Genomic DNA, 25,000 nt, shown 5'->3' with positions numbered 1-25,000 from the left:
TTAGATTATTTTTTATGATTAGAGTGCCTTCCCCAGCCAAGTTGAATTTATTTCTGCACATCACAGGTCGTCGTGAAAATGGTTACCATGAATTACAGACTATTTTTCAGCTGATTGATTTATACGACTGGATGACTTTTGAACCGCATGCAGAAGAAAATATTCAGATTGAAGGTCTGGCAGAAGTACAGCTCGAACAGAATTTAATCTATCGCGCCGCACAGCTCTTACGTCCGCATGCAAAAAAACCATGTGGACTGAATATTCGGATTGAAAAAAATATTCCGATGGGTGCTGGGCTGGGTGGCGGTTCATCTAATGCTGCAGCGACCCTGATTGTACTGAATCAACTCTGGCAATGTGACTTAACTGAACAGCAACTTGCCGACTATGGGGTACAACTGGGTGCGGATGTCCCGATCTTTGTTTTTGGTCATAATGCATGGGCAGAAGGAATCGGTGAACATTTATCATTCATAGACTTAGCTCAAAAAAAATTCATAATCCTGAAACCTGACTGTTTTATCAGCACTCAACAGCTTTTTTCGCAAAAAACATTGACAAGAGACTCTAAGATCACTAAATTTTGCGCCTATCAGATAGAACCTTCTAATTTTGGAAATAACTTTGAACCTCTGGCTCGACAGTTGTATCCCGAAGTAGATGAAGCAATGCAATATTTAGATCAGTTTGGTCTAGCAAAGCTTACAGGTACAGGTGCTTGTGTTTTTATTGAAGTAACCAGTGAAATGGATACAGCGCAAATTTTGCAAAACTCGCCTTGTAAATCTTACTTGGTCAACAGTTTAGCAGAGTCTCCGTTAAGACATTTCTCAGTTACACGTTAGGGGCGTCGCCAAGTGGTAAGGCACCGGGTTTTGATCTCGGCATCCGTTGGTTCGAATCCAGCCGCCCCTGCCAATTTTCACCTGTAGATGTATATGTAATAGGGGCGTCGCCAAGTGGTAAGGCACCGGGTTTTGATCTCGGCATCCGTTGGTTCGAATCCAGCCGCCCCTGCCATTACATATCATCAAATTTAGGGGCGTCGCCAAGTGGTAAGGCACCGGGTTTTGATCTCGGCATCCGTTGGTTCGAATCCAGCCGCCCCTGCCATATCTTTAGACAGACTTGTTTTGTATCGATATTTGCTCAAATATATTGACATTGTCATATAAAACGATTAAAGTTCTGCCGCATTAGGGGCGTCGCCAAGTGGTAAGGCACCGGGTTTTGATCTCGGCATCCGTTGGTTCGAATCCAGCCGCCCCTGCCATATAATAGATTGTTTCCAAATTACCCGTTGGAAAAATTAAAAATTTTTCCCTTGCGCTCGGTCGAAGCATAGCTTCGCTTAACCCTCGCTCAGGTGCTTCATGCCCAATCTTGTCGTTTTTAGTGGAAGTGCTCATCCACAGTTCGCCCAAAAAGTCGTAAGCCATTTACATATCCCACTCGGTGCTGCTTCTGTAAGCAAGTTCTCTGATGGGGAAATTTCAGTTGAAATTACTGAAAATGTTCGTGGTAAAGACGTTTTTATCGTTCAATCTACTTGTGCCCCTACCAATGATAACCTGATGGAAATCCTGGTAATGGCTGATGCTTTGCGTCGTGCAAGTGCTGGTCGTATCACTGCAGTGATTCCTTACTTCGGTTATGCACGTCAGGACCGTCGTCCGCGTTCTGCCCGTGTACCAATTACTGCGAAAGTTGTTGCAGACATGCTTACAACTGTTGGTATTGACCGTGTGGTAATGATTGACTTACACGCAGACCAAATTCAAGGCTTCTTCGATATCCCTGTTGACAACATTTACGGTACGCCAGCATTACTTGCTGACTTACGTCAACAACAACATCACAATCTCGTTGTGGTTTCACCTGACGTTGGTGGTGTTGTTCGTGCCCGTGCTGTTGCTAAACAAATGGGTGATATCGATCTAGCTATCATCGATAAACGTCGCCAAAAAGCAAATGAATCACAAGTGATGCATTTGATTGGTGATGTAAAAGATCGTGACTGTGTCATCGTTGATGACATGGTAGATACAGCAGGTACGCTTTGCAAAGCTGCCGATGCACTGAAACAGTTTGGTGCTCGCCGTGTTGTTGCTTATGCAACTCACCCTGTTTTATCTGGCAAAGCCATTGATAACCTTCGTAACTCTGTCATTGATGAATTGGTTGTTACTGACACCATTCCTCTTTCAGATGAAGCATTAAGCTTAGGCAAAATTCGCCAAGTTTCTGTTGCTAGCATGGTTGCTGAAACAATTCGTCGTATCAATAACGAAGAATCTATTAGCGCAATGTTCGATAGTTATCTATAATAGCCCAGCTTTTTTCTTAAACCCTAGCTCGCTAGGGTTTTTCTATCACTAAACTGGTCGCAAGTTTAGTTACTTAAACTCCAATGAGGATATGCCCATGGCAAACTTCGTATTAAACGCTCAAGCACGTGAAGCTGCACTACAAGGGAAAGGTGCGAGCCGCCGCCTTCGTCACGCAGCACAAATTCCAGCAATCATCTATGGTGGTAGCGCTGAGCCTGTAACAATCACTTTAGAGCTTCGTGAAATCACTAAAGCTTTAGAAAACAACGCTTTCTTCGAAGAAGTTATCGAAATTAAAATCGGTGACAAAGTTGAAAACGTTAAAATCCAAGCGTTACAACGTCACCCAGCTAAAAACACTCCTATGCACGCTGACTTCAAACGCGCATAAGTGTTAAAGGCGTAAATTAGTGTCAAATATTTCGCTAATTGTTGGTTTGGGTAATCCTGGAAAGGAATATACCCAAACCCGCCATAATGCAGGTTTCTGGTTCGTTGAACAGCTTGCAGACCGTTATGGCATTTCCCTAAAAGCTGATCCAAAATTTCATGGATACAGCGGTCGTGGTCAAATTGAAGGTCATGACGTTCGTTTATTACTTCCTACCACTTTTATGAACCGTTCTGGTCAAAGTGTTGCCCCTTTCGCCAAATTTTATCAGGTTGTACCAGAAGCAATTTTAATTGCCCATGATGAACTGGATATGGATCCTGGCGTAATCCGTTTAAAGACGGGTGGCGGACACGGCGGACATAATGGTCTCCGTGATATCGTTCCTCATATTGGTGCTAATTTCCATCGCTTACGCATTGGAATTGGACATCCAGGTTCCAAAGAACGTGTTTCTGGTCATGTGCTCGGCAAAGCTCCTAGCAGTGAACAAGCTTTAATGGATGCAGCAATTGATCATGCCCTATCAAAAGTGAAAATGCTTGTTGATGGACAAGTTTCACAGGCAATGAATCAAATTAACGCTTACAAATCCGCTTAAACTGAATTGTTGATCAATCACGCTTGCCATATTGCATTTTTAAGCGCAAAATGCGCATCAAACCGCCCATAGCCCGCGGAAAACGTGACAAGTCAACCATAAGATATTGATCTTAGGTCTTACTCAGGAGACGCTAGCCATGCTATCTCGTTTATTAAAATGTAAAATTCACCGTGCAGTTGTGACTCATGCAGAGCTTCATTATGAAGGCTCTTGTGCAATTGATGGCGTATTAATGGACTTAGCAGGGATTCGTGAATACGAAGAAATCCACGTATGGAACGTCACTAATGGCAAACGCTTCACAACTTATGCAATTCGTGGTGAAGATGATTCAGGTATTATTTCAGTCAATGGTGGCGCAGCACATCAAGCTGATGTCGGTGATTTAGTGATTATCGCAACTTTCGGTGACTTCACTGAAGTTGAAGCAAATCTTCACAAACCACGCCTCGTTTATGCAAATCCAGACAATACAGTGAATCACACAGCAAACTGTATTCCTGTGCAAATTGCATAAGCAATAAAACAGATTCCTAAAAAGCCATGCCTTGCCATGGCTTTTTTATTGGCTCAACAAATATGGCCTCCCTACATACAAAAACACTTAAAAATCAGCTCATGTTTTACGCAACCCCACTTGTAAAACCGTGCTAGGCCTTATTCAATAAATAGACAATAACGATAATTTGAATAATATGGATATTCTTAACATCCTGAACAAAACAGCACTGTTTAATGAACTCGATCACAGTGCCTTAGCTTCCTTAACAACGCATTGTCATATTCGTTATTTACAAACAGGACAGCAGCTTTACTGTGTCAATGATCTGGCTGATCATGTTTATGTGATTGCTTATGGACGTATAAAATTCACTACACCTGCGGGTCTACTGACCTATTATGGGCGGAATGAAATCGTGGGTGAAACAGGTGTTATTTCTAACCAGCCTCATCATGGTACAACCAATGCAGTGCGTGATACTGCACTGGTCGGCATTCCGCAACAGCAATTCATTGAGTTTATTAATCAGCACCCGAAAGTATTATTTGCCTTATCTCGCTTGATTATTCATCGATCTCAACCTGATCAGCAACTCACTCATGCCATGGGACATAGTCGTACCCTTTCCGTCATCCCTGTTTCTTCACAAATTCCAGCCACTCACCTTGCTGAAAAGCTAACGGAACATCTACAACGTTGGCCACAAGTCCGCCTAGTCACAGCCGCGCATGTCGATGCCTTATTTGGAGCAGGATTTAGTCAAACTCCGCTCGACTATGGCACGGATGATCTTCAGTTGCGCCAATGGTTAGCCAGTCTGGAAGAAAAACATTGCTATGTACTATATGCCGCTGACAGCAATGAAGATGAATGGTCTAAACGCTGCTTACATCAGGCAGATCGTATTTTAATTTTGGCAGAAGCCAATCAAACCCCAACCCATACCAAATTAGTTGAGGTGTTAAATCAACATGACTGGCAAAGCCCTATCGAGTTAGTACTACTCCGTTCAGAAGGTGATCCTTCCCCACATACCCTGATCTGGAAACAGCTCTATCATGCCCGCGCCCATTATTTTATTCATCCTTGGGCGCAAGCTGATATCTGTGCGGTTGCCCGTCAGATTTCCAGTCAAGGCATCGGTTTAGTGCTGGGTGGTGGTGGCGCACGGGGTTTTGCCCATATCGGTCTGATTCGTGCACTGGAACAATTACACATTCCGATTGATATTGTTGGTGGTACCAGCATGGGCGCCTTTGTTGCTGCCCTTGTGGCTTGTGGATTTGATAGTGTTGAGATGACCCATATTGCTTATGAAACTTTTGTAGCACGTAACTATCTCAATGATTACACCATGCCACGCGTCTCATTGATTCGGGGCCAACGTTTCCATAGTCGCTTGCATGCCATTTTTGGACATCGGCGAATTGAGGAACTCCGACAAACCTATTACTGCATTTCCACCAACCTCACCACAGGTCAAGCAGTGATTCATGATCAAGGTGAACTTGCGACTTGGGTCGGAACCAGTATGAGTGTACCCGGCGTTGCGCCACCTGTGGCTTGGCATGAAAACCTGCTCTGTGATGGCGGTGTGATCAATAACCTCCCCACCGATGTCATGCAAAATCTGGAAAGAGGTACCATCATTGCCAGTAATGTCAGTTTGCATGATGATATTCGAGTGCCGGGTATTGGTCTGGAAGAACCCGATCAAAGTGCGCTACTCAACTGGAATAAAATTATTAAAGATAAGCTACTACATGCCCCCAAACTGGCAGAAATCTTAATGCGCACGGCAACTTTAGCCAGCGATACCATGATTCAAACCGCAGCGATTGAGCGGGCAAATTTGCATGTGCGTATGCCCATTGCTGGCATTGGCATGTTCGACTGGCATAAACTGGATGAACTGGTTGAACGTGGTTATGACCATGCGCTAGAAATGTTAGTCCCAATTCGGGAAACACTTCCCTACTCTTGATTGAAGCTTTACGACCCAGCAACAGAGGACTGAATCTGGTAACGATCCAGTAAAGTATCTAAATAGCGATACGTTTCCGGATCTAATTGCTGCATATAGCCATCCAAAATACGATGACATTGTCGCTGTTTATCGATCGGCATACGACGCATAATATCGAAAGTCACTTCCCACTGTGAACGCAATAATGACGCATAAGCAATATGATGCAGTACCTGCTCATCAATTTGTGCAATTGCCAATGCGACCGCTTCCCTTGCCTCATCTTGCATATAATTGACAATCACCAGCATATCCGCCCATAAATCACAACGATCAGCCGCTTCCACAATGCTTTGGATAATTTCAACACGTCTTAAGGCTGGCAAATTGGCAACAAAATCTTGTGCATGTGCAGATAAACATGCCACCACAGGCAACATATCTTCCCACAACTGGTCTTCCTGAGTGGCCTGAATAATGGCATTGATCACAGGTTCACCTTGCTGAACAGCTAAATCCCCCAGCTCCTGTTTGAGTCCATAACTGATGTAGCTCATCAAGGCCAATACTTTGGGCCACAATAAACGCTGTGCGGGATCACCAATAATCAATAAAGCCTTTTCAATTCTCTCTCGGGGTAAGACATGCACCAAATGATCAATCTGTTCTCTGGATTCAATATAAAAAGCGATTTCCAATAGATCACTTTCATTCTCTACAATCTGCGCCACATCCTGTAACACCGCGTCAGATAACATACTGACAAAACGCCCTATGGTGACAAAATCCCGTTGTTCGAGTAGAACTTGGGTAATATCAGTAATCTGATGAGTCGTCAGGTAACTCAGTAGCTCTCTCGCCAAGCGTGGATCCAGATACACCGCAATTGCTGCAATTGTTTTTGCGGGTAAATGCTTGGCAATACGGTAGGAGCTTTCAGTAGAGAGATACACTGCAATTTGCGCCACAATAAAAGGCTCTAAAAAATGCTTTACCCAGAAAATACTGATCCAGCGGGGCAACCAGTTCACCCAAGTTGCTAAATGACGAAAACGGCTTTTTTGCTGGCTTTGCAATAACTCCAATATCGCAAAACGAAATTGCCTGAGATTTTCAGGGGCCAGAACCTGCATAAAGGCCAATTGTTGCTCTGGTACATTTAGGATTCGGGCAAGTTTAATGATTTCGGCCTGCACAGCGAGTCGTGTCATGACATTGCTCCATCATGATTTCGGCTTAAATAACCAGCGTAGAAAAAAAGGGATTTGATACAGCCGTTGATTCATTTTCTGATCTTCATTTTCTATGGTTTGGCGTAATTGCTGATTGAGCCAAGCCAAATCCTGTTGAGGCAATTGTGAAAATGCTTTTAGACTCATGACAGGTCGATGTAATTGTTGTGCCAGTTGTTCTAATTCGGTTTTCTCCGCCTTTTCCATATAGCGCTTACTCCGCATTATTGTTGTTTTATCTTTTCAGTGTATGCCCAATTCAAATGGATTGCCAGTTTCAAAGATCATGAGAAAAATTTGCGCTACGTCTCAGCAATTTTCTTCATTTTTATAGAACGATACATTCTATAAAAAGTTCCCTTTTCACTTAAAAATCTGGCTATAATCGAAGGACATCGCTTCAGGGCGGGGCGAAATTCCCCACCGGTGGTAAGTCAGGCATGACCATAAAATGACCTGATCAGCCCACGAGCCTGTATATATTTTTATATACTCGCAGATTTGGTGAGATACCAAAGCCGACGGTATAGTCCGGATGAAAGAAGACGAAACCACCGAAACACTCTTTTGGGTTGTTTTTGTGCACGCTTATTTTTACATCAGTCCTGAAATGTTCAACCGTATCCTATTTACGAGAGCGTTTCATTATGTCCAGTTTAATCCAACCCGAACTTTTCTTTTCAGCCCTTTCTCCGGCTGAACAACGTATTCAACAAGCTTTAGAAGATATCCGCCAAGGCAAGCCTGTTTTGGTCATGGATGATTTTGATCGTGAAAATGAAGCTGACCTGATTATTGCCGCTGAGACCTTAACAGTCGAAACCATGGCACAAATGATTCGTGATGGTTCAGGCATTGTATGCCTATGTTTGACTGAAGCACAGGCAGATCATTTAGAACTTCCACCTATGGTAGTTGATAACTCAAGCCAATTTAAAACTGCGTTTACCGTGACCATTGAAGCTGCTCAAGGCGTAACGACAGGTGTATCTGCAAAAGATCGTGTGACGACAGTTTTAGCTGCAACTAAAGATGGTGCTGTTGCCAGCGACCTGAGCCGCCCAGGCCATGTTTTCCCGCTACGCGCACGTGAAGGTGGTGTTCTGACCCGTCGTGGTCATACCGAAGGTACGATTGATCTGGCTCGTCTGGCAGGTTTAAAACCTTCTGGTGTCTTGTGCGAATTGACCAATCCTGATGGTTCTATGGCATCAGGTATTCAAGTGCTAGCCTATGCTCAAACACATGGATTAACCGTGATTAGCATTGAAGAACTGGCTCAATACCGTTTAAAACATAATGTCTGATGAGATATGATAGAAAAGCCTCGAATGATCGAGGCTTTTTATTGCGTTGTTTTTAAGAAACTTTTCGTTCTGCATTCAGTTCAGCCACCGTTGCAATTAACTGGCTAAATTGAGAAATTTGCGTTAACGGCTGTGCCTGAGCTAACTCATCTGCCCGACCATAACCATAATTAACGGCAATGGTTTCAATTCCATTAACACGCGCACCAATAATGTCATATTGGCGATCACCGACCATGATACATTGCTGGGCATCTAAATGTTCTTGCTCAAGAATATAGGCTATCAAATCTGCTTTATTGGTCCGCTCACCTGTCAGCTCGCTACCATAGATTGCTGTAAAATACTGATCTAGCTTGAAATGAGCCAAAATTTGTTTGGCAAAGACTACAGGCTTAGCCGTTGCAAGAAATAGTCTATAGCCTTCCGCCTGTAATTGCTGCAATGTTTCTGCGACTGACGGATAAACTTCATTTTCGAATAGACCTGTTACTGAAAAACGTTCACGGTAAGCCAGTAATGCCTGCTCAGCCAGCTCATCATCTTGGGTATTCAGTAGTTTTGCCAAAGAAGCTTTTAAGGGCGGACCAATCGTCCAGTCCAGATCCACATCATCAGTCAAAGGCTGACCTAACTTTTGCAAAGCAAAACGAATTGAACCATGAATTCCTGTTTTAGGGTCAGTTAAAGTCCCATCTAAATCGATTAGAATATTTTTGATCGTCATTCGTTCAATCTCTTGCAGCCTTACACAACATAGTCGAGAGTTTCTCGAAAATTCCCTATACTACCGTATATTGAAGACTAAAAGGAAATTGCAGTGCGTCCGACCGTGCTTTGTTTTTCAGGTTTAGATCCATCTGGCGGTGCTGGCTTACAAGCAGATATTGAAGCAATTGGACAAAGTGGTGCGCATGCAGCGATTGCATGTACTGCTTTAACCATTCAAAACTCGCAGCAAGTATTTGGCTTTGAAGCCACATCAAAAGAATTACTGCTCGCACAAGCCAACGCCGTGGTCGGTGATTTACCAATTAAATGTGTAAAGTCTGGCATGTTGGGCACAACCGATAATATTGCTGCACTGGCTGAATTCTTACGCGCTCATCCCGACTATTTATATGTGCTTGATCCTGTGCTGGTGGCCAATAGTGGTGGCTCACTCGGCGATCAGGCCACACTGGTAAAAGCCTTTGTCGAGTTAATCCCTTTAGCGACTGTGATCACGCCTAATACGGTTGAGTTGAGAGCTTTAACAGGAATTGAGGATATTGAACAAGCAACAGAAAAGCTGTTCGAAATGGGTGCCAAAGCCATTTTAGTCAAAGGCGGTCATGAAGACACGCCAGATCACATTCGTAATGTCCTCTATGCTGAGGATAAAATGATTGCCGAAAGCCGTTGTCCACGTCTGGAAGGTCAATATCATGGTTCAGGTTGTTCTCTCGCAAGCTTCATTGCAGGTCGTCTAGCACTCGGTGATTCATTAAAAATTGCCGTTCAGCATGCAGAAACATGGTTATTTGGCGTGCTCAAACATGCAGAAACACCTGTACCCAATGGGCAAAAGATTCCAAAACGCTTTTAAGCCCTCCAGAAATCTTTCAATTTTTCAAAAATTTTTTATTAAAAAAGGCGCATCAAGCGCCTTTTTTAATACTTACAAATTATTGTGGAATACGTAAAACTTGTCCAGGGAAGATGTCATCCGCATTTTTAAGTAATGGACGATTCGCCTCAAAGATCTTGTTGTACTGGTTTGGATCACCATAATATTCTTTTGAAATCTTAGACAGGTTGTCACCTGATTTCACTGTATAGAATTTACTTTCTGGCTCAGGCGCTTCTACAGTCATCTGATCATCCACTTGCGCTACATGATCAATATTACCAACTGCCAATACGATCTTTTCTTTATCTGCCTGACTTTTTACCTGCCCTTTAATCGTTGCAGTATCCGTCGTGCCGTTATACGTTACAGATAAGCCTTCAACCCCAAGACCTAAACTTTTAATCAAACCTAATAATTTATTTGCAATCTCTTGAGCTGATGGTTCAGCTGGTGTTGCTGGCGCAGCTTGTGGCTCTGCTGGTGCTGTATTTTTCTTACCGATACCTTTAACAAAATCAAAAAGACCCATTGTTATTACCTCTGTAATTATTAATCTCAAATCGTCAAAATAGACTTACTTTAGTTATACCGAAAAAAAAAGTGACTCAAGTTTCAATTTAAGGCGGTCTTGTAAATATATGTATATCAACTAAAACCAAGAGATATTCATTCTCTTTTCATTTCAGGACACATAAAAAAAGCCACCTGACGGTGGCTTTTTTATCATGCAAGATGATTAACCAAGTTTCTTAGTTACGTAATCGATTGCAGATTGAACAGTTGTGATTTCATTTGAATCTTCATCTGGAATCGTGATGTCGAAATCATTTTCGAAAGACATTACAAGTTCAACCAAATCTAAAGAGTCAGCACCTAAGTCATCCATGAAAGATGCTTCGTTTTTAATCTCTTCAGCACGCATACCTAATTGTTCAGCTACAGCTTGTTTGATGCGTTGTTCGATATCGCTCACAGGAATTCTCCTCATTGCTTGTGGCGTTTTAATTTGCCACTAGTTTAATTGAATATAAAAATTTTTAAAAGTTTATACATCGCCAGTTAGGCCATGTATAGACCACCATTTACGTGTAAAACTGTACCAGTAATGTAACTAGCCTTATCGCTGGCAAGGAAACTCACTGCATCAGCAATATCTTGAGGTTCACCTAAACGATTTAAAGCTACTTGATCAGTCATTTTTTTACGAATCTCTTCGCTTAACTGATCAGTCATTTCAGTGGCAATGAAACCAGGTGCAACACTGTTCACTGTAATCTGACGGCTACCCATTTCTTTAGCCAAGCTACGACTGAATGCTTCAATCCCTGCTTTTGCTGCCGAGTAGTTCGCTTGTCCAGGGTTCGCAAAATGTGCAACCACTGAACTAATATTAATAATGCGGCCAAAACGTGCTTTGGTCATGCCTTTCAATACACGCTTAGATAAGCGGTATACGGCTTTCAGATGAATATTGAGAATGTCATCCCAGTCATCTTCAGACATACGAAGCAGCAAGTTATCTTTGGTAATGCCTGCATTGTTAACCAATACCAGCACCGAACCATATTTTTGTTCGATATCTGAAACCAGTGCATCAATCGCAGCGCCATCACGCACGTCAAGTACAGCACCTGCGCCATGTTCAGCAAAGCTTTCTGTCAGCTTTTGCGCGCCTGATTCAGAAGTTGCGGTACCAACCACAAAAAAACCGTCTTGAATGAGTTGCTGTGCAATTGCAGCGCCAATACCACGGCTTGCTCCTGTCACTAACGCAACTTTTCGTTGTTGTGTCATGCAATTTTTCCTTCTGCCACTAACACTGCGTTTAGGGCATCTTCCATACGTGCTTTGCTATCAATGGCAAATGCTTTTTCTATGTTCGGTAATCGCTTTGCAAGATTACTCAATACCGTACCTGGTCCACATTCAACCATGTACTGGATACCCTGATCTTGCAGATATTGCATGGTACGTGTCCATTGAACCGACTGGTACAATTGAGCTGTTAATGCCTGACGTAACTGAGCAACATCTGTCGCGATTTCCGCGTTGACATTTTGTATTACAGGAAGGCATGGTAGCTCAATGGCAGTTTGTTCCAAAGCTTCAGCAAACTTTTCTGCTGCTGGCTTCATCAATGTGCAATGTGAAGGTACTGAAACTGGCAATGCAATCGCTTTACCAGACTGCTCTTTTGCTTCAGCCATCACCTGCTGAACCAATGCAGCGCTACCAGCGATAACAACTTGACCTTGTGCATTGTAATTTGCAGCTTCAACAGAACCTTGGCCCGCAGCAGAAACCTTTTCACAAAGTTCAACCACTTTGTCATCTGCCAAGCCAAGAATTGCCGCCATTGCGCCTTCACCTTGAGGAACAGCGCTCTGCATTAATTTACCGCGTAAATGAACCAGTTTAACCGCATCAGCTAAAGTCATGGCCTCTGCCGCAACAAGCGCACTGTATTCCCCTAATGAGTGCCCAGCAAGGTACTTTGGCACAATTCCACCCAGTTCTAACCACACACGCCATAAGGCAATGCTTGCAGTTAATAACACAGGTTGGGTATTTTCAGTCTGGTCTAAACCTTCACCGCTCTGGGCAATATGCCAAAGGTCAAAACCGATTGCTGCTGATGCTTCTGCAAATGTATCTTGAACGACACTAAATTGCTCTGCAAGTTCAGCCAACATACCTGCTTTTTGTGAACCCTGACCAGGAAAAACAAATGCTGTTTTTGTTGCTTGAGCAGCCTGCTCAAGTCGCTTAGTCGACATATAAAAATCCTTAAAATGGTCTATCGCCAATTTCATCAACACTCATGATTCTACATGAGAATGACAACAGACTCTTTTCCGATGCGGCAATTTACCATTGATTAAATCGTTTTTTAATTGCGAAAAACAACAAAAAAGGGAGCTTTCGCTCCCATTTTTTCTATACTTTAAGCTAACGCTTAATGCATATGGTTCAATTATTCAGCATCAGCTGCTTTAGCGAATAATTGACGACCACGGTAAATACCGTCTTTAGTCACGTGGTGACGACGATGAGTTTCACCAGTAGTTTGGTCTACAGATAATGCATTCTCGGTTAAAGCGTCATGTGAACGGCGCATGTCACGGCGAGAGCGACTTTTACGGTTTTGCTGAACGGCCATGATGGCTCCTTACAAAGATCGAAAAAATGGATCAGAAACAAATTCAGTTGTCTTAACTCAACATTATATCACAAATTATGAGTTAAGTTTACCCTTCAAACTTGCCAAAACATCAAACGGGTTATCCCGTTTCTCTTCGACAACGTCCTGAATGGCAGGTCGATGTTTATGCTCACAAACATCATGCTTGGGAGATAAAGGCATCAACAATAACAGTTCATCTTCTAGTAGTGCGAGCAAATCAATCGAAGCAGGTGTATCAAAATCACCTTTTTTCGAAGACTCGCTTTCACCTAAAACGATGAAATCAGCATCCTCATCCAAGCGCTCTATCAGTGACTCATCATCGATCAAAGCTAAATGAAAATCTGAAACAAGTTCAGTTTCAACAGTATCCAGACAACGCTGGCATTCCATTGGAACTTTCGTTTCAATACGTCCATCTAGCCATACAATGCGATGATATGCATCCATTGATAGCTTACAGTCTATGTTGATCAATCGATCATTAATTGATCCAACAGCTTCACGAGCGATACGAGCAAAGCGAGACAATGGCAGTGTGCCTGACCATGTAAAGCCCTGTTCAGCCCATTTAAACGGCTCAATCTGTGCCGGAAAGGTATTTGCTGACATAATTAAGGCGGCAATTCTACAAATTCATCGGTACTCTGTCAAAGATTAAGATACAATTTTGCACTTCTTTAGACAGAACTCGGGGTAAATTAAGCAATGCACCTGTTGCAGCCGCAACTTGAAGTAACAACTTCATTACTTGTAAGCACCCATTCAACCTCTGCTCCTGCATTAACGCCAGATCAAGTGCAACGCTCATCTTGGCAAAAGTTAACATCAGAACCAGAACAGGTCGATTGGCTTATTTTACACTTTAATCACTGGTTTTCCCACCATAATGTCACACTAGTTAAAGGTGATTTTGAACCAGAATATTTCCCGGCGGAAAATGGACAGCCTGCAAGAATCCAATTTGCCCATGGTTTCTTTAATAGTGCGCTACATGAAATTAGTCACTGGAGCATCTCAGGTGCACAGCGTCGCCTACTTCCAGATCTGGGATATTGGTACGCACCAGACGGTCGAACGGCTGAGCAGCAGGCACTTTTTGAACAGGTTGAAATCAAGCCGCAAGCAATTGAATGGCTGTTTGCAAAAGCTTTTGGTCGGAAATTCCGTGTCTCTTTAGACAACTTGACAGGCGATGGCGGTAATGGCCAACGATTCAAAGATCATGTTTTTGCTCAGCTACAAGATTATTTTTCAGGTGAAGCAAAATTACCGCGTGATGCAGCACATTTCATTCATTACATCTGCGTGTCTACCCGCAATGGAACACCATTACAACTCGATGAATTTAAACGTGAAGACCTTGATTAAAGGACAAAATTGTCACATCTAATGCTTGCAACTTGACCGCAACCCGTTTCATACTAAATTTAGCCATATAGATCAGGGAGTTCAAAGATGTTGCATTTACATATTCATCCCGAAAATCCACAGGCACGCTTAATCACACAAGCAGTGGAACGTATTCGTGCTGGGGATGTGGTGATTTATCCGACAGATGCAGCCTATGCAATTGGTTGTCAGATCGGAAATAAAAATGCGATGGAACGTATTGCGCAAATTCGTGGTCTGGGGCCAAAGCATCAATATGCAATTATGTGCTGTGACCTCTCTGACATTGCCACTTATGCCAAAGTCGATAATGCCATGTATCGTTTATTAAAAAATAATACCCCTGCGGTCACGACGTTTATTTTGCCCGCGACCAGCGAAGTACCAAAACGTTTAATGCATCCGAAGAAAAAAACCATTGGCCTGCGTATTCCAAGTAATCCTGTTGCGCAAGCTTTATTAAAAGAACTCGGTGAACCGTTGCTAACCAGTACTTTAATTTTGCCCGATCAAAAAGATCCCCTAGATGATCCATACGATATTGAAAATCAGCTCGGTAAACGGATTGACGTATTTATTGATAGTGGTTTTGGGACTTTATCAACCACCAGTATTGTAGATTTATCAGGAGAAAATCCTGAAATCGTGCGTCGCGGTATTGGTGATGTCAGTGCTTTTGAATAAGTACTGACATCTATTTCATTCTTGTAAGCCTAGGCATAAGGAAAGTTTGGACATTCAGCCAGAATTTGACTTGCGCTTTGTATTTTCTGGCCTGATTCGTTAAAAACTTCGATTTGAAATGAGAATCGATCTTCAATTAAAAGACCATAGATTTTACTTCTGCCACTTTGCTTCAGTGTTTGAAAGTTTTTCAGAAAAGCACAACTTTGTTGTTTAAGCTGTTCTGCACTCACACTTTGACTATCCTTATCACTTCTGAGTTTCATCCTTACCATAATCTTCGGGTAATGATTGACTGCGCGAATCTCCACCCCCCCATTTAGACGCAGTGGGGTTTGTATGATGATTAATCTTACTAACGATCATTCGGCCTAAATATTGTCTTAGCAGCTCTTTCTGCACTGAAGGGTTATTCCAGATAATAAAATTACCAATCAGAACAATAACCAAGGTCAGCATCAGGCCGACAATTATTTTTCTTTTCATTGAAGTGGTGTACCGCAATATTTCTCATTAAAACGAATGATCAAATTCAGATTTCAAAAAAATCTGATAACCGCTGTTTCTGGAATCCCTGCGCGTCGAAATTCTCAGGATTTAACCACTGGAGATAACTCTGTTCTAGTGCAGGCCATTCTTCATCAATGATTGAAAACCATGCCGTATTGCGGTTACGACCTTTGCTAACCCGATCATGGCGGAATAATCCTTCATATTGAAAACCAAAGCGCAAAGCGGCTGCTTTAGAGGGTGCATTACAGTCATCACATTTCCACTCTACCCGTCTATAGCCCTGCTTGAAACATTGTTGTAAAAGTAGAAATATCGTTTCAGTCGACGCTTTTGATTTTTTCATCTTATGCGAGTAATAGACATTGCCGATTTCAATCGCACCGTGTTCCAGTCTTGGTTGTAAGAGTGCAATCCAGCCTTGAACTTCACCATCCACTTCAATCAGAAAATGTGTAACACTCTGAAAGCCAAATCGTTGTTCTAAAGTTTGTTTTAATTGATCTCTGCTCTGGGGCGCAGAATAAGGTAAATAGGTCCAGCATGATGCATCAGGCTCGGTCTCTACGGCATGCCAGATATCATTTGCGGTCTGATCGGAAATTTCACCTGTAATACGACTCAGTTTAACGTATTGGCCCACGAGATCTTGCTGAATAAGTGAACATGGCTGGTGATCAACATCAAGGCCAACACTTTGTCCAAACGGGTTCTGTTGTGTTTTTAAATATTGTTTCATAGCGATTTATAATTGAGCAGAAATCATGATTTTCGCTGCTCATTTAAGCATAACTTTATTACATGACCTAGATGATCACGTATAAATATAGAAAATACCCTGAGAAGTTTAAGGTTTTTGTAAGTCAGCAATTTATTAAATGGGGGATTTCGATTAGAATAGGCGTGCTCTTGGTAGCATGTGCCCTTTCTTGCACAAAAATTATATCTTTCTCATGCTTTTGAAAATTCGCGTGGCTTATAACGGTAATGAACCAAATTCTCCCCTCTCCTTTGGAGTCCACTCCTTCCATTCGCGTGCTTGACGAGTGGCAAGAAGTCATACCTGAAGATTTGTATATCCCGCCTGCCGCGTTTGAAATTTTACTGGAACAATTTGAAGGTCCTTTGGATTTTCTGATTTACCTGATTCAAAAAAATGGCTTTGATTTATTACAAGTCGATATTTCACCGATTGCGACCCAATATCTGTCTTATATGGACAGTATGAAATCCTTGAATATCGAACTAACGGCCGATTATATGGTGATGGCCGCGCTTCTGGCGGATCTAAAATCACGCTTGTTATTACCGAAACCGACTGCTGTTGATCAATTTGAAAAAGATCCAAAACAAGAATTGATTGACCGTTTGGAAACGTATTTACGTATTAAACAGGCCGCTGAACGATTGGGGCAAATGCCAATCTTTGAGCGTGATACTTTTAGTGCCAATGTCAGTATTGGACATATTGCACCGATTTATGAAGGCTATGATGTAGCTGCCTTACATGATGCCTTATTTTGTGTGTTTAACCGTCCTGAACCGATCACGCATGTGGTCGCGCAGGAACCAGTATTGCTAGAAGAACGTATCGCCTTTATTCAAAGTCAGCTCGCATTAGGTGAAGCCTTGAGTTTTATTGAATTATTAAATCCCAAGCAAGGTCGTATGGGGATGGTGGTTACGTTTATGGCAGTACTTGAACTTACACGTCAGCAAAAAATCCAGATTATTCATACAGGAATTGAAGCTCCGTTGACCATTCAGGGAGTTGCCGCATGAGTTTAGATCAGTTAGAACAAAGTGAAAGTATGTCTCTTGAAGACATTCATCATGATGTTTTATTGCAAATTGAAGCCATTCTATTCGCCAGTGACTCACCAGTCTCAATTGCCCGTCTAAAAGAAGCATTTCAAAACCAATATAATAAGCAGCAATTACGTACTTTTGTGCAGCAATTGGCAATGTTACAGCACGGTCGTTCAATTGAATTAATTGAAACGGCGCAAGGCTTTCGTTTTCAGGTACGTGCAAAATATCGCAATATCATTGCGCAGGTCTGGCCAGAACGTCCAACCAAATTATCTCCCTCTTTACTCGAAACTGTCGCAGTGATTGCTTATCATCAACCTGTCACACGTGCCGATATTGAGCAGATTCGTGGTGTATCTAATAATAGTCAGATTTTAAGAACACTTTTTGACTGGAACTGGATTAAAGAAGCCGGTTTCAGAGATTTACCCGGAAGACCTGCGTTGTTGATTACAACGCCCCAGTTTTTAAATGCTTTTGGCTTAGCGTCGCTAGGTCAATTGCCTCCCCTGCAGAACGCCAAGGAAGCATTCATGGCTCTCGATGCACATGCGCCGAAGTCTTGAGAAGGTGAACTGTTGATCATTATGTCTAAGGTTGTGCTGTCATGAGTGAAAAATTACAAAAGGTTTTAGCGAGAGTCGGGTTAGGCTCGCGTCGCTATATGGAAGAAGTCATTGCTGCTGGTCGTGTCAGCATCAATGGTCGTATTGCTCAAGTTGGTGAGCGTATCGAACCCACTGATGAACTTCGTATCGATGGTCGTAAAGTACAATTCCAAATTGAAGACGAAATTCGTCGTCGCGTTTTAATTTACTATAAGCCAGAAGGTGAAATTTGCTCGCGCAATGACCCTGAAAAACGTCCAACTGTATTTGATCATTTACCACAAATTGCCAATGACCGTTGGGTCATGGTCGGTCGTCTAGATATTAACAGTACTGGTTTATTGTTATTCACAAACGATGGTGAACTTGCGAACCGTTTAATGCACCCATCAAACGAAGTAGAACGTGAATATGCCGTTCGCGTGATGGGTGAAGTTACACCACAAATTCGCAACAACATGTTGAAGGGTGTTGAGCTTGAAGATGGCCCTGCGAAATTTGAATCATTCTCTGAAATTGGTGGTGACGGGATCAACCGTTGGTATCAAGTTGTGGTTAAAGAAGGTCGTAATCGCGAAGTACGTCGTATCTTTGAATCACAAAGCCTCAAAGTCAGCCGCTTATTACGTACCCGTTACGGTACCGTGATTTTACCGCGTGAATTACGTACTGGTCGCTGGATGGAACTGGATAAAACCGACATCGACAACCTTGCGAAATCAGTTGAGTTAAAACCACGTCAAGGTACTGGCCTATTCGGTATGGCAAAACGTCGTACTGAAAAAATGGCTGAGAAACCATTGGCTGCGCGTCGTGGTGGTTATTTACGTCAACAACGCCGTGATGATGAACAAGATCAGTCACAGCAACGTTCTGGCGCTAATAGCAACAATAACAATGGCCGTAAAACCATTGGTTTCAACAAAGGCTTTAAAAAGTTTTAATCCTTTGGTCTGAAATAAAAAAACGCTCTGATCAGAGCGTTTTTTTATGACTTTAGTTTAATGATGGACGATCCCTTGTGGAATGGCATTCAGCAACTTCTTGGTATATTCATGTTGTGGATGCAAATACAGTTCATCAGAATTGGCAATTTCAACCAGTTCGCCATGATTCATCACCATCACCTGATCTGAAATATATTTCACCACAGATAAATCATGTGAAATGAAGATATAGCTCAACCCAAATTCATCCTGCAAATCTTGCAATAAATTCAGTACCTGTGCCTGCACGGATACATCCAGCGCAGAGACTGATTCATCACAAATCAGGATTTCAGGCTTTAGGGTTAAGCAACGTGCAATTGCGATGCGTTGTCGTTGTCCACCAGAAAACTCATGCGGATAACGATCATAAGCTTGTGCAGGCAAACTGACACGTTCTAACAATTCCAGCGCTATTTTCTTGCGCTCAGCATCATTTTGCCCAATGCCATGAATTCGCATCGGTTCTAACAAAATCTGTCCGATGGTAAAACGTGGATTGAGGGATGCATAAGGATTCTGGAAAATGATCTGAATCTTGCGTTGGTACTGACAAAACTCTTTCTCACTCATGGCAAGGATATCCTTTCCGCCAATCAAGGCCTGCCCACCCGTTGCTTCATGCAAACGCATCAGCAGTAAACCTATGGTGGTTTTTCCTGAACCTGACTCTCCCACCAGTCCCAGAGTTTTACCTTTTGCCAATTGGAAGGACACACCTTTCACAGCCTGAAATTCATCTCTCCCCCATAAACCTTTACGACTATAAAAAGATTTTTTGAGATCTTTAACCTCTAAAATAATCTGTTCATCACCCTTCAGACCACGAGAACGTTGCCTGAGATTCAAATCAGATAGTTGACTCACTTCCACCCATTGTCCATTTTCCTGCTTCATAAAATCACTGGTCACAGGTAAACGGTAAGGTCGTGAAGCAAGCTGCGGACGACAATGTAGCAATGCTTTGGTATAAACATCCTGTGGCCGTTCCAGCACTTGCTCAACAGGCCCACATTCACGAATTTCCCCGTGACGCATGACAATCACTTCATCGGCAATTTCCCCGACCAGTGCTAGATCATGGGTAATAAACAACATCGACATCTGGTGACGTTGTCGTAACGATTCCAGCAAATCAATAATCTGTTTTTGAATGGTGACGTCTAAGGCCGTGGTTGGCTCATCGGCAATCAGCAACTTTGGTTCACAGGCAATCGCCATCGCAATCATGACCCGTTGCTGCTGCCCGCCAGAAAGCTGGCTCGGATAAGCATCTATTTTGGTTTCAGGTGCAGGAATGCCGACTTCTCGTAGCAATTCCAGTACCCGCACCCTCGCTTCCTTCCGTCCCATATCCAGATGAATACGCAACACTTCGGCAATCTGATCGCCCACGGTAAATACAGGATTCAACGATGACATCGGTTCCTGAAAAATCATGGCAATCTCTTTACCACAAATCTTGCGAATTTCACCTGCCGATAAATGCAGTAAATCCTTGCCTTCAAATTTAATTTTGCTTTGTGCTGCAATTTGGCTCTGACCTTTTGGCAATAAGCCCATCACCGCCAGTGAAGTTACGGATTTACCGCTGCCAGACTCACCGACCAAAGCCACCGTTTTATTTTTAGGAATCGAAAATGAAATTCCTTTTACGGTTTCAATCCACTGTTTATTTTCACCTTTAAAGCTGACTTGAAGATTTTCAACCTGTAATAGCGGTAGTTCATTCTGATATTGCATATTTTCGCTCTCCGCTATTTCAGTTTAGGATCTAAAGCATCACGCAATGCATCGGTGAACATCGAGAATGCGGTGACCAACACAGCCATTGCAATTGAAGCGGCTGCCAGTTGCCACCATTTCCCCAAAATCAGTTCACTTTGCGCTTCATTCAGCATACTGCCCCAAGACACCACACCGACTGGCACACCAAAACCAAGGAAGCTCAAAATCACTTCCGATTTGATAAAAGACACCACCAGAATTGAAATCTGCACCAAGGCAATATGACTCACATTGGGGAAAATATGCACAAACATACGGCGTAAATGACTGACGCCAATGGCTTTCGCTGCAAGCACATATTCACGCGATTTGTGCTTCATATATTCGGCACGGATCAAACGGAATACCCCCGTCCAGCCAGTCAAACCGAGAATGAGGACAATCGACAAAATGCCTTTTTGCTGGAGTACAGCCGCAATCGCCAGCACGAGTAACAAATAAGGAATCGAGGTAAAAATGTTGTAGAACCAGTTCAGCACATCATCGACCCAACCACCGAAATAACCTGCAATTGCCCCCAGAAAAGTACCAATTACCACGGCCAATACGGCCGACAACAAGCCAACCAGAATCGACGTTTCAGCCCCTTTAATGGTTTTTAGCAAGATATCTTGCCCCCATTTATCGGCACCAAAAGGCAAGGTACTTTTTAATTCCTGTTTTTGTTCCAGCAAATTTCCACCCAGTTGCTGATTAATTTGCTTCATATCCTCAGCTAACGGGTCGACCATACCATAATCATCGATGTAACCACTTTGCTGCTCACTCTGGATCTCGGCATTCAATTGCTGGATCACATCTTTCAAGGGATCAACTGGATTTTCAGGCAAGCTTTCTATGCTTTTCGCCGCTTCTTTCACATGGGAAGAATCTGCATCTGCCCCCAAAAAAGTCGGTGGCGCATAACTGACCGCAACTTCCTTATTCCAGTTTGATGCAATCACACCTGTCATGGACAAAGCCAGCAGGATGAAATAAAACAGCACCACAATAAATGAGACCACCGCAATACGATCTGATTTCAGTCGCTTTAGTGCCAGTTGCCATAATCCTGTCGCAGCAGTGGATTCATCAGAAGATGCTTTGCTTTTAAAAATTGTACTGAGCATAGTCATCTCCTCTACTTCAACTGAACACGAGGATCGAGGAGCTTATAAATCAGATCGGCGATCAGGTTAAAAATCATGGTCATTGCGGCGATATAAACGGTAATCGCTTTGATCACAGAAAAGTCACTACGCTCTACTGCAATAATAATTTCTCGCCCGATTCCCGGAATCCCGAAAAAACGCTCAATCAGGAATGCGCCAATTAATAAGGCAGGCAAGCTAGCCATGACTTCAGTCACAATTGGAATGGACGCGTTACGGAGCACATGCACCCCCAGTACGCGCGACTCGCCTACACCTTTGGCGCGGGCAGTACGCACATAATCCTGATTAATCTCATCCAGCACAAAACTGCGATACAGACGTAAAGTCGGCGCAATACTCACCACCAGCATAATTAGAATCGGCAATAATGCGTACTGGGTTAGGTTTTCACTAAAATTATCGCTCCAGCCCTGAACGGGAAACCAGCTCAGTTGGTACGCCAACACATATTGAAAAACAATGATATAAACCAGAATACTGATCGACATTCCAATGGTGCATAGCATCATGACCATACGGTCTGTCAGTGAGCCACGTACCGAAGCAACCGCTAAAGCCAAGATGATTGAAATCACAGTCTGTAAAATGGTCAGTGGAATCAATAACGTCAGCGATGGCCCTAAACGGGTCAGAATAATCTGTGAGACCGATTCACCAGTACTCCAACTCACACCATAATCAAAGGTCAGAATCTGTTTAATAAAAATCCACAACTGCACGTAGTAAGGTTGATCTACGCCTAACTGTTTACGGATGTTTTCAATTTGCTCTGGGTTAGACATCTTCCCTGCCAGAATATATGCAGGATCGCCCCCCACCCAGTTAAATAAAAAGAAAATCAGCAAAATAACACCCAACATGGTCGGGATCATTTGCCATAGTCTACGCACGACATAAGCAAGCATAATGGCAAATCCTTATTTGACCCGTTGACCTGTAATTTCACTAAAGAAGGCTTTGTTATCTGGTTCTCTGCCCAAGAAGTCCTTGACCAGTTGCGCAGCGCTCTTCTGGCTGCCCTGTGAAAGAATGGCTTGGCGATAGCGTTGACCGACTGCTGGATTATTCAGGTTATCTCCAAATGCCGACAACATATCCAGCGCCAGTACTTCTGACCACATATAGCCATAGTAACCCGCCTGATACCCCATTAAATGCCCAAACTGGCCTGGAAATTCTGAGCTTGGCACATATCCCAATGCCGTTGCCGATTCCATTTTTTTCCAGACATCCATCGGCTGTACTTTTAAGGCATCTGCGCCATGTAAAGCCATGTCGTATTGTGCATACAGGGTTTGACGTGCATAACGCATACCGCGTCCATAATTGTGTACCGACTTCAGACGTGCGATCAGTGCATCATCAACCCGCGGACAAGCGGGATCACAATAGTCAGCAACTTTCGATAATGTTTCTTTACGGCGAGCCCATTCTTCATACATTTGTGAAGGTGCTTCAACAAAATCACGTTCTACAGAGGTGCCTGACTGACCTGAATAACGGGTTTTCGATAAAATGCCGTGCAGCGCATGACCAAACTCATGGACAAAGGTTTCTAATTCATCGCTATTTAACCCTTTGCGGTTAAAATTAGTGACCAATACTGAAATCGGCTTACGCTTGCTTAAGGTACTGCCGCCATATACGCCCCACACAGCCGCATGACCATATTTGCCTTCACGCGGAAATTTATCCATATATAGGCCGCCCAGCACTTCACCTGTTTTCTTATCCGTTACATCATAATATTCAACTTCATCTTGCCATGTATCGACTTTGGCAGGCTTGAATTCAATGCCGTATAAGTCAGAAGAAATTGCAAACAACCACTTCTGAGCCGCAAGCGTCGGGAAATAATCACGAAGCTTTTCCTGATCAATCTGGTATTTCTGTTTACGTAACTTTTCGCTCCAGTAATTCACATTCCAGCGATTAATTTCTGTTTTTTCAATTGGCGTGTTTAAGCTTTTGGCTTTAAAAATTCGTAGTTCTTCAACTTCTTTTTGCTCTAAAGGCGCCACAACTTTATGCACATCAGCGAGAAAGTTATTTACTGCTTTTGGCGTTTTCGCCATACGTTTTTTTAATGCTAAATCGGCATAACTTGGCTGACCAAATAACTGTGCCAGTTCATAACGTAAATCAATAATCTGCTTGAGTAAAACGAGGTTCTTTTCTGTGCCACGACGGGTAAAAGCGGTTTGATAACGCTTGCGAGCATCATCGCTGTCTGCCAGTTCCATGAAAGGTTGGTACTCAGGATACTCAAATCCTAATAAATAATTGCCTTTGTCATTTTTCTTTAAACCTGCAATGTAACTGTCTGGCAAGCCCTTCAGTTCCGCTGGAGTAAACTCGAGTTTTTCAGGATTATCACGAATATTACGAGAGAATTCTTGCGAAAGTTTCGTCAATTCATCAAAAATATTTTTAACCCGAGTTCTCTTTTCAGGCGCTAATTGCACACCGGTATCTTCAAAAGCATCGAGGATGTCCTGACGATATTTGCGATCAATTGCATCTACTGCCTTGGTATTTTTAATTCGTTGATACAGCTTTGGATTCTGATAGATTTCTGTTTGTAGCTGGTTCAATTTAACTTCACAGTCTTCGGCAGATTTACGCAATTTCGCATCTGGATCAACATTGCTATATAAGCTGATCGGACCTGCAAAATCCTCAAATGTTGCCATCAGTTGATCCCACTCTGCCAATACTGGCCCAGCCGCAGACTGTGGCTTCACAGATTGTGTTTCGAGTTGAGCAATACGCTGTTGTAATTTTTCTAAGTTTGCATCACACCATTGCGCGCTAGCTGCTGTTTTTAAAATAGGTAAGGTGGTTCTTTCAGCCCAGATACTTTGGCTCATCCCTACAGTTGTCATGGATAACAAAGCCAGACTCGATAATTGCAATATTTTTTTCGCCATTTTTT

The 25,000-nt window shown here is 42.8% G+C and carries 27 protein-coding genes, 4 tRNA genes and 1 riboswitch; of the genes, 17 read left to right on the top strand and 14 right to left on the bottom strand.

All coding sequences use genetic code 11. The annotated features are described in order from the left end of the window. The first annotated feature begins 14 nt into the window (after nucleotides 1-14). From ispE to IEV36_RS14890, 10 genes are all read left to right on the top strand, one after another. Nucleotides 15-848, top strand: coding sequence for a 4-(cytidine 5'-diphospho)-2-C-methyl-D-erythritol kinase (ispE, locus tag IEV36_RS14935; protein ID WP_005256343.1), 834 nt, complete (start codon nucleotides 15-17; stop codon nucleotides 846-848). Further along, nucleotides 847-921 (top strand) — tRNA-Gln (locus tag IEV36_RS14930). Before ispE ends, IEV36_RS14930 begins: the two co-directional genes overlap by 2 nt. Before the next feature lie 27 nt (nucleotides 922-948). Further along, nucleotides 949-1,023 (top strand) — tRNA-Gln (locus tag IEV36_RS14925). A gap of 18 nt (nucleotides 1,024-1,041) precedes the next feature. Next, nucleotides 1,042-1,116: transfer RNA gene (locus IEV36_RS14920), tRNA-Gln, on the top strand. A gap of 85 nt (nucleotides 1,117-1,201) precedes the next feature. Continuing rightward, nucleotides 1,202-1,276, top strand: a tRNA-Gln gene (locus IEV36_RS14915). Between the two features lie 100 nt (nucleotides 1,277-1,376). Continuing rightward, nucleotides 1,377-2,330: a ribose-phosphate pyrophosphokinase gene (locus IEV36_RS14910; RefSeq protein WP_004770906.1), complete on the top strand. Its 954-nt coding sequence runs from the start codon at nucleotides 1,377-1,379 to the stop codon at nucleotides 2,328-2,330. Nucleotides 2,331-2,427: 97 nt separating this feature from the next. Then, nucleotides 2,428-2,724: a 50S ribosomal protein L25 gene (gene rplY, locus IEV36_RS14905; RefSeq protein ID WP_004770904.1), complete on the top strand. Its 297-nt coding sequence runs from the start codon at nucleotides 2,428-2,430 to the stop codon at nucleotides 2,722-2,724. Nucleotides 2,725-2,743: 19 nt separating this feature from the next. Continuing rightward, on the top strand, nucleotides 2,744-3,325 hold the full coding sequence (pth, locus tag IEV36_RS14900) for an aminoacyl-tRNA hydrolase (RefSeq protein ID WP_005256334.1): 582 nt from the start codon (nucleotides 2,744-2,746) through the stop codon (nucleotides 3,323-3,325). 139 nt (nucleotides 3,326-3,464) lie between these two features. Then, on the top strand, nucleotides 3,465-3,845 hold the full coding sequence (panD, locus tag IEV36_RS14895; RefSeq protein WP_004655255.1) for an aspartate 1-decarboxylase: 381 nt from the start codon (nucleotides 3,465-3,467) through the stop codon (nucleotides 3,843-3,845). Between the two features lie 178 nt (nucleotides 3,846-4,023). Then, complete coding sequence (locus IEV36_RS14890) at nucleotides 4,024-5,814, top strand: patatin-like phospholipase family protein (RefSeq protein ID WP_005256331.1); 1,791 nt, start codon at nucleotides 4,024-4,026, stop codon at nucleotides 5,812-5,814. A gap of 8 nt (nucleotides 5,815-5,822) precedes the next feature. Here IEV36_RS14890 and IEV36_RS14885 read toward each other — a convergent pair whose 3' ends face one another. Together IEV36_RS14885 and IEV36_RS14880 are read right to left on the bottom strand one after the other, a co-directional pair. After that, nucleotides 5,823-7,007, bottom strand: a complete 1,185-nt coding sequence (locus IEV36_RS14885) for a hypothetical protein (RefSeq protein WP_005256329.1) — start codon at nucleotides 7,005-7,007, stop codon at nucleotides 5,823-5,825. A gap of 12 nt (nucleotides 7,008-7,019) precedes the next feature. Next, nucleotides 7,020-7,235 carry a hypothetical protein gene (locus tag IEV36_RS14880; RefSeq protein WP_004770896.1) on the bottom strand — a complete coding sequence of 72 codons (216 nt, stop codon included), beginning with the start codon at nucleotides 7,233-7,235 and terminating at the stop codon, nucleotides 7,020-7,022. 186 nt (nucleotides 7,236-7,421) lie between these two features. Continuing rightward, a riboswitch (FMN riboswitch) is annotated at nucleotides 7,422-7,579 on the top strand. Between the two features lie 96 nt (nucleotides 7,580-7,675). Here IEV36_RS14880 and ribB point away from each other — a divergent pair. Next, nucleotides 7,676-8,335 (top strand): 3,4-dihydroxy-2-butanone-4-phosphate synthase, encoded by a 660-nt coding sequence (gene ribB / locus IEV36_RS14875; protein ID WP_005256328.1) that lies wholly within the window; start codon nucleotides 7,676-7,678, stop codon nucleotides 8,333-8,335. Between the two features lie 52 nt (nucleotides 8,336-8,387). On the opposite strand, the gene IEV36_RS14870 is transcribed toward ribB, so the two are convergent. Further along, on the bottom strand, nucleotides 8,388-9,062 hold the full coding sequence (locus IEV36_RS14870) for an HAD-IA family hydrolase (RefSeq protein ID WP_005256326.1): 675 nt from the start codon (nucleotides 9,060-9,062) through the stop codon (nucleotides 8,388-8,390). A gap of 93 nt (nucleotides 9,063-9,155) precedes the next feature. Here IEV36_RS14870 and IEV36_RS14865 point away from each other — a divergent pair, with 93 nt between their 5' ends. After that, nucleotides 9,156-9,923, top strand: a complete 768-nt coding sequence (locus tag IEV36_RS14865; RefSeq protein WP_005256325.1) for a hydroxymethylpyrimidine/phosphomethylpyrimidine kinase — start codon at nucleotides 9,156-9,158, stop codon at nucleotides 9,921-9,923. A 79-nt stretch (nucleotides 9,924-10,002) separates the two neighbouring features. On the opposite strand, the gene lysM is transcribed toward IEV36_RS14865, so the two are convergent. The 6 genes from lysM to IEV36_RS14835 form a co-directional block, all read right to left on the bottom strand. Continuing rightward, a complete protein-coding gene (lysM, locus tag IEV36_RS14860; RefSeq protein WP_004770891.1) occupies nucleotides 10,003-10,476 on the bottom strand; it encodes a peptidoglycan-binding protein LysM in 474 nt (157 codons plus the stop codon). A gap of 207 nt (nucleotides 10,477-10,683) precedes the next feature. Further along, the gene (gene acpP / locus IEV36_RS14855; RefSeq protein ID WP_004655272.1) at nucleotides 10,684-10,920 is read right to left on the bottom strand and encodes an acyl carrier protein; all 237 of its coding nucleotides are present in this window, start codon (nucleotides 10,918-10,920) and stop codon (nucleotides 10,684-10,686) included. Nucleotides 10,921-11,006: 86 nt separating this feature from the next. Then, complete coding sequence (fabG, locus tag IEV36_RS14850; RefSeq protein WP_004770890.1) at nucleotides 11,007-11,741, bottom strand: 3-oxoacyl-ACP reductase FabG; 735 nt, start codon at nucleotides 11,739-11,741, stop codon at nucleotides 11,007-11,009. Then, nucleotides 11,738-12,724, bottom strand: coding sequence for an ACP S-malonyltransferase (gene fabD / locus IEV36_RS14845; protein WP_004770889.1), 987 nt, complete (start codon nucleotides 12,722-12,724; stop codon nucleotides 11,738-11,740). Before fabD ends, fabG begins: the two co-directional genes overlap by 4 nt. Nucleotides 12,725-12,921: 197 nt before the next feature. Next, on the bottom strand, nucleotides 12,922-13,107 hold the full coding sequence (gene rpmF, locus IEV36_RS14840) for a 50S ribosomal protein L32 (protein ID WP_004638135.1): 186 nt from the start codon (nucleotides 13,105-13,107) through the stop codon (nucleotides 12,922-12,924). 75 nt (nucleotides 13,108-13,182) lie between these two features. Continuing rightward, nucleotides 13,183-13,743: a YceD family protein gene (locus IEV36_RS14835; RefSeq protein WP_004770887.1), complete on the bottom strand. Its 561-nt coding sequence runs from the start codon at nucleotides 13,741-13,743 to the stop codon at nucleotides 13,183-13,185. Between the two features lie 96 nt (nucleotides 13,744-13,839). On the opposite strand from IEV36_RS14835, the gene IEV36_RS14830 reads away from it, so the two are divergent. Next, on the top strand, nucleotides 13,840-14,502 hold the full coding sequence (locus tag IEV36_RS14830) for an elongation factor P hydroxylase (RefSeq protein ID WP_005256323.1): 663 nt from the start codon (nucleotides 13,840-13,842) through the stop codon (nucleotides 14,500-14,502). A gap of 87 nt (nucleotides 14,503-14,589) precedes the next feature. Then, nucleotides 14,590-15,207: an L-threonylcarbamoyladenylate synthase gene (locus IEV36_RS14825; RefSeq protein ID WP_005256321.1), complete on the top strand. Its 618-nt coding sequence runs from the start codon at nucleotides 14,590-14,592 to the stop codon at nucleotides 15,205-15,207. Nucleotides 15,208-15,739: 532 nt separating this feature from the next. Here the strand turns inward: IEV36_RS14825 and IEV36_RS14820 are convergent. Further along, nucleotides 15,740-16,456 (bottom strand): GNAT family N-acetyltransferase, encoded by a 717-nt coding sequence (locus tag IEV36_RS14820; RefSeq protein ID WP_005256315.1) that lies wholly within the window; start codon nucleotides 16,454-16,456, stop codon nucleotides 15,740-15,742. A gap of 248 nt (nucleotides 16,457-16,704) precedes the next feature. Here IEV36_RS14820 and IEV36_RS14815 point away from each other — a divergent pair, with 248 nt between their 5' ends. From IEV36_RS14815 to rluB, 3 genes are read left to right on the top strand one after another with little or no spacing between them, the layout of a single operon-like run. Next, nucleotides 16,705-17,499 carry a segregation and condensation protein A gene (locus tag IEV36_RS14815; protein ID WP_005256313.1) on the top strand — a complete coding sequence of 265 codons (795 nt, stop codon included), beginning with the start codon at nucleotides 16,705-16,707 and terminating at the stop codon, nucleotides 17,497-17,499. After that, the gene (gene scpB, locus IEV36_RS14810; protein ID WP_004770881.1) at nucleotides 17,496-18,095 is read left to right on the top strand and encodes an SMC-Scp complex subunit ScpB; all 600 of its coding nucleotides are present in this window, start codon (nucleotides 17,496-17,498) and stop codon (nucleotides 18,093-18,095) included. The genes IEV36_RS14815 and scpB overlap by 4 nt, the downstream gene beginning before the upstream one ends. A 41-nt stretch (nucleotides 18,096-18,136) precedes the next feature. Continuing rightward, complete coding sequence (gene rluB / locus IEV36_RS14805) at nucleotides 18,137-19,081, top strand: 23S rRNA pseudouridine(2605) synthase RluB (RefSeq protein WP_005256310.1); 945 nt, start codon at nucleotides 18,137-18,139, stop codon at nucleotides 19,079-19,081. 57 nt (nucleotides 19,082-19,138) lie between these two features. Here the strand turns inward: rluB and IEV36_RS14800 are convergent, their stop codons facing one another. The 4 genes from IEV36_RS14800 to IEV36_RS14785 are packed head-to-tail and all read right to left on the bottom strand — an operon-like array spanning nucleotide 19,139 to nucleotide 24,995. After that, nucleotides 19,139-20,866 carry an ABC transporter ATP-binding protein gene (locus IEV36_RS14800; protein ID WP_005256308.1) on the bottom strand — a complete coding sequence of 576 codons (1,728 nt, stop codon included), beginning with the start codon at nucleotides 20,864-20,866 and terminating at the stop codon, nucleotides 19,139-19,141. A 14-nt stretch (nucleotides 20,867-20,880) separates the two neighbouring features. Beyond that, on the bottom strand, nucleotides 20,881-22,020 hold the full coding sequence (locus IEV36_RS14795; protein WP_005256307.1) for an ABC transporter permease: 1,140 nt from the start codon (nucleotides 22,018-22,020) through the stop codon (nucleotides 20,881-20,883). 11 nt (nucleotides 22,021-22,031) lie between these two features. Further along, nucleotides 22,032-22,970: an ABC transporter permease gene (locus IEV36_RS14790; protein WP_005256305.1), complete on the bottom strand. Its 939-nt coding sequence runs from the start codon at nucleotides 22,968-22,970 to the stop codon at nucleotides 22,032-22,034. 12 nt (nucleotides 22,971-22,982) lie between these two features. Further along, nucleotides 22,983-24,995 carry a M3 family metallopeptidase gene (locus IEV36_RS14785; RefSeq protein WP_005256303.1) on the bottom strand — a complete coding sequence of 671 codons (2,013 nt, stop codon included), beginning with the start codon at nucleotides 24,993-24,995 and terminating at the stop codon, nucleotides 22,983-22,985. Between the last annotated feature and the right edge of the window lie 5 nt (nucleotides 24,996-25,000).

The organism is Acinetobacter vivianii, from assembly GCF_014635885.1.
In the GTDB taxonomy this organism is placed as follows: domain Bacteria; phylum Pseudomonadota; class Gammaproteobacteria; order Pseudomonadales; family Moraxellaceae; genus Acinetobacter; species Acinetobacter vivianii.
This window is presented reverse-complemented; position numbering and strand designations above follow the sequence as displayed.

What these genes read in the sequence shown, in the direction of transcription:
- ispE (WP_005256343.1), top strand. Translation starts at nt 15, where the DNA reads ATGATTAGAGTGCCTTCCCCAGCCAAGTTGAATTTATTTCTGCACATC.
- IEV36_RS14910 (WP_004770906.1), top strand. Translation starts at nt 1,377, where the DNA reads ATGCCCAATCTTGTCGTTTTTAGTGGAAGTGCTCATCCACAGTTCGCC.
- rplY (WP_004770904.1), top strand. Translation starts at nt 2,428, where the DNA reads ATGGCAAACTTCGTATTAAACGCTCAAGCACGTGAAGCTGCACTACAA.
- panD (WP_004655255.1), top strand. Translation starts at nt 3,465, where the DNA reads ATGCTATCTCGTTTATTAAAATGTAAAATTCACCGTGCAGTTGTGACT.
- IEV36_RS14890 (WP_005256331.1), top strand. Translation starts at nt 4,024, where the DNA reads ATGGATATTCTTAACATCCTGAACAAAACAGCACTGTTTAATGAACTC.
- IEV36_RS14885 (WP_005256329.1), bottom strand. Translation starts at nt 7,007, where the DNA reads ATGACACGACTCGCTGTGCAGGCCGAAATCATTAAACTTGCCCGAATC.
- IEV36_RS14880 (WP_004770896.1), bottom strand. Translation starts at nt 7,235, where the DNA reads ATGGAAAAGGCGGAGAAAACCGAATTAGAACAACTGGCACAACAATTA.
- ribB (WP_005256328.1), top strand. Translation starts at nt 7,676, where the DNA reads ATGTCCAGTTTAATCCAACCCGAACTTTTCTTTTCAGCCCTTTCTCCG.
- IEV36_RS14870 (WP_005256326.1), bottom strand. Translation starts at nt 9,062, where the DNA reads ATGACGATCAAAAATATTCTAATCGATTTAGATGGGACTTTAACTGAC.
- lysM (WP_004770891.1), bottom strand. Translation starts at nt 10,476, where the DNA reads ATGGGTCTTTTTGATTTTGTTAAAGGTATCGGTAAGAAAAATACAGCA.
- fabG (WP_004770890.1), bottom strand. Translation starts at nt 11,741, where the DNA reads ATGACACAACAACGAAAAGTTGCGTTAGTGACAGGAGCAAGCCGTGGT.
- fabD (WP_004770889.1), bottom strand. Translation starts at nt 12,724, where the DNA reads ATGTCGACTAAGCGACTTGAGCAGGCTGCTCAAGCAACAAAAACAGCA.
- rpmF (WP_004638135.1), bottom strand. Translation starts at nt 13,107, where the DNA reads ATGGCCGTTCAGCAAAACCGTAAAAGTCGCTCTCGCCGTGACATGCGC.
- IEV36_RS14835 (WP_004770887.1), bottom strand. Translation starts at nt 13,743, where the DNA reads ATGTCAGCAAATACCTTTCCGGCACAGATTGAGCCGTTTAAATGGGCT.
- IEV36_RS14830 (WP_005256323.1), top strand. Translation starts at nt 13,840, where the DNA reads ATGCACCTGTTGCAGCCGCAACTTGAAGTAACAACTTCATTACTTGTA.
- IEV36_RS14825 (WP_005256321.1), top strand. Translation starts at nt 14,590, where the DNA reads ATGTTGCATTTACATATTCATCCCGAAAATCCACAGGCACGCTTAATC.
- IEV36_RS14820 (WP_005256315.1), bottom strand. Translation starts at nt 16,456, where the DNA reads ATGAAACAATATTTAAAAACACAACAGAACCCGTTTGGACAAAGTGTT.
- IEV36_RS14815 (WP_005256313.1), top strand. Translation starts at nt 16,705, where the DNA reads ATGAACCAAATTCTCCCCTCTCCTTTGGAGTCCACTCCTTCCATTCGC.
- scpB (WP_004770881.1), top strand. Translation starts at nt 17,496, where the DNA reads ATGAGTTTAGATCAGTTAGAACAAAGTGAAAGTATGTCTCTTGAAGAC.
- rluB (WP_005256310.1), top strand. Translation starts at nt 18,137, where the DNA reads ATGAGTGAAAAATTACAAAAGGTTTTAGCGAGAGTCGGGTTAGGCTCG.
- IEV36_RS14800 (WP_005256308.1), bottom strand. Translation starts at nt 20,866, where the DNA reads ATGCAATATCAGAATGAACTACCGCTATTACAGGTTGAAAATCTTCAA.
- IEV36_RS14795 (WP_005256307.1), bottom strand. Translation starts at nt 22,020, where the DNA reads ATGCTCAGTACAATTTTTAAAAGCAAAGCATCTTCTGATGAATCCACT.
- IEV36_RS14790 (WP_005256305.1), bottom strand. Translation starts at nt 22,970, where the DNA reads ATGCTTGCTTATGTCGTGCGTAGACTATGGCAAATGATCCCGACCATG.
- IEV36_RS14785 (WP_005256303.1), bottom strand. Translation starts at nt 24,995, where the DNA reads ATGGCGAAAAAAATATTGCAATTATCGAGTCTGGCTTTGTTATCCATG.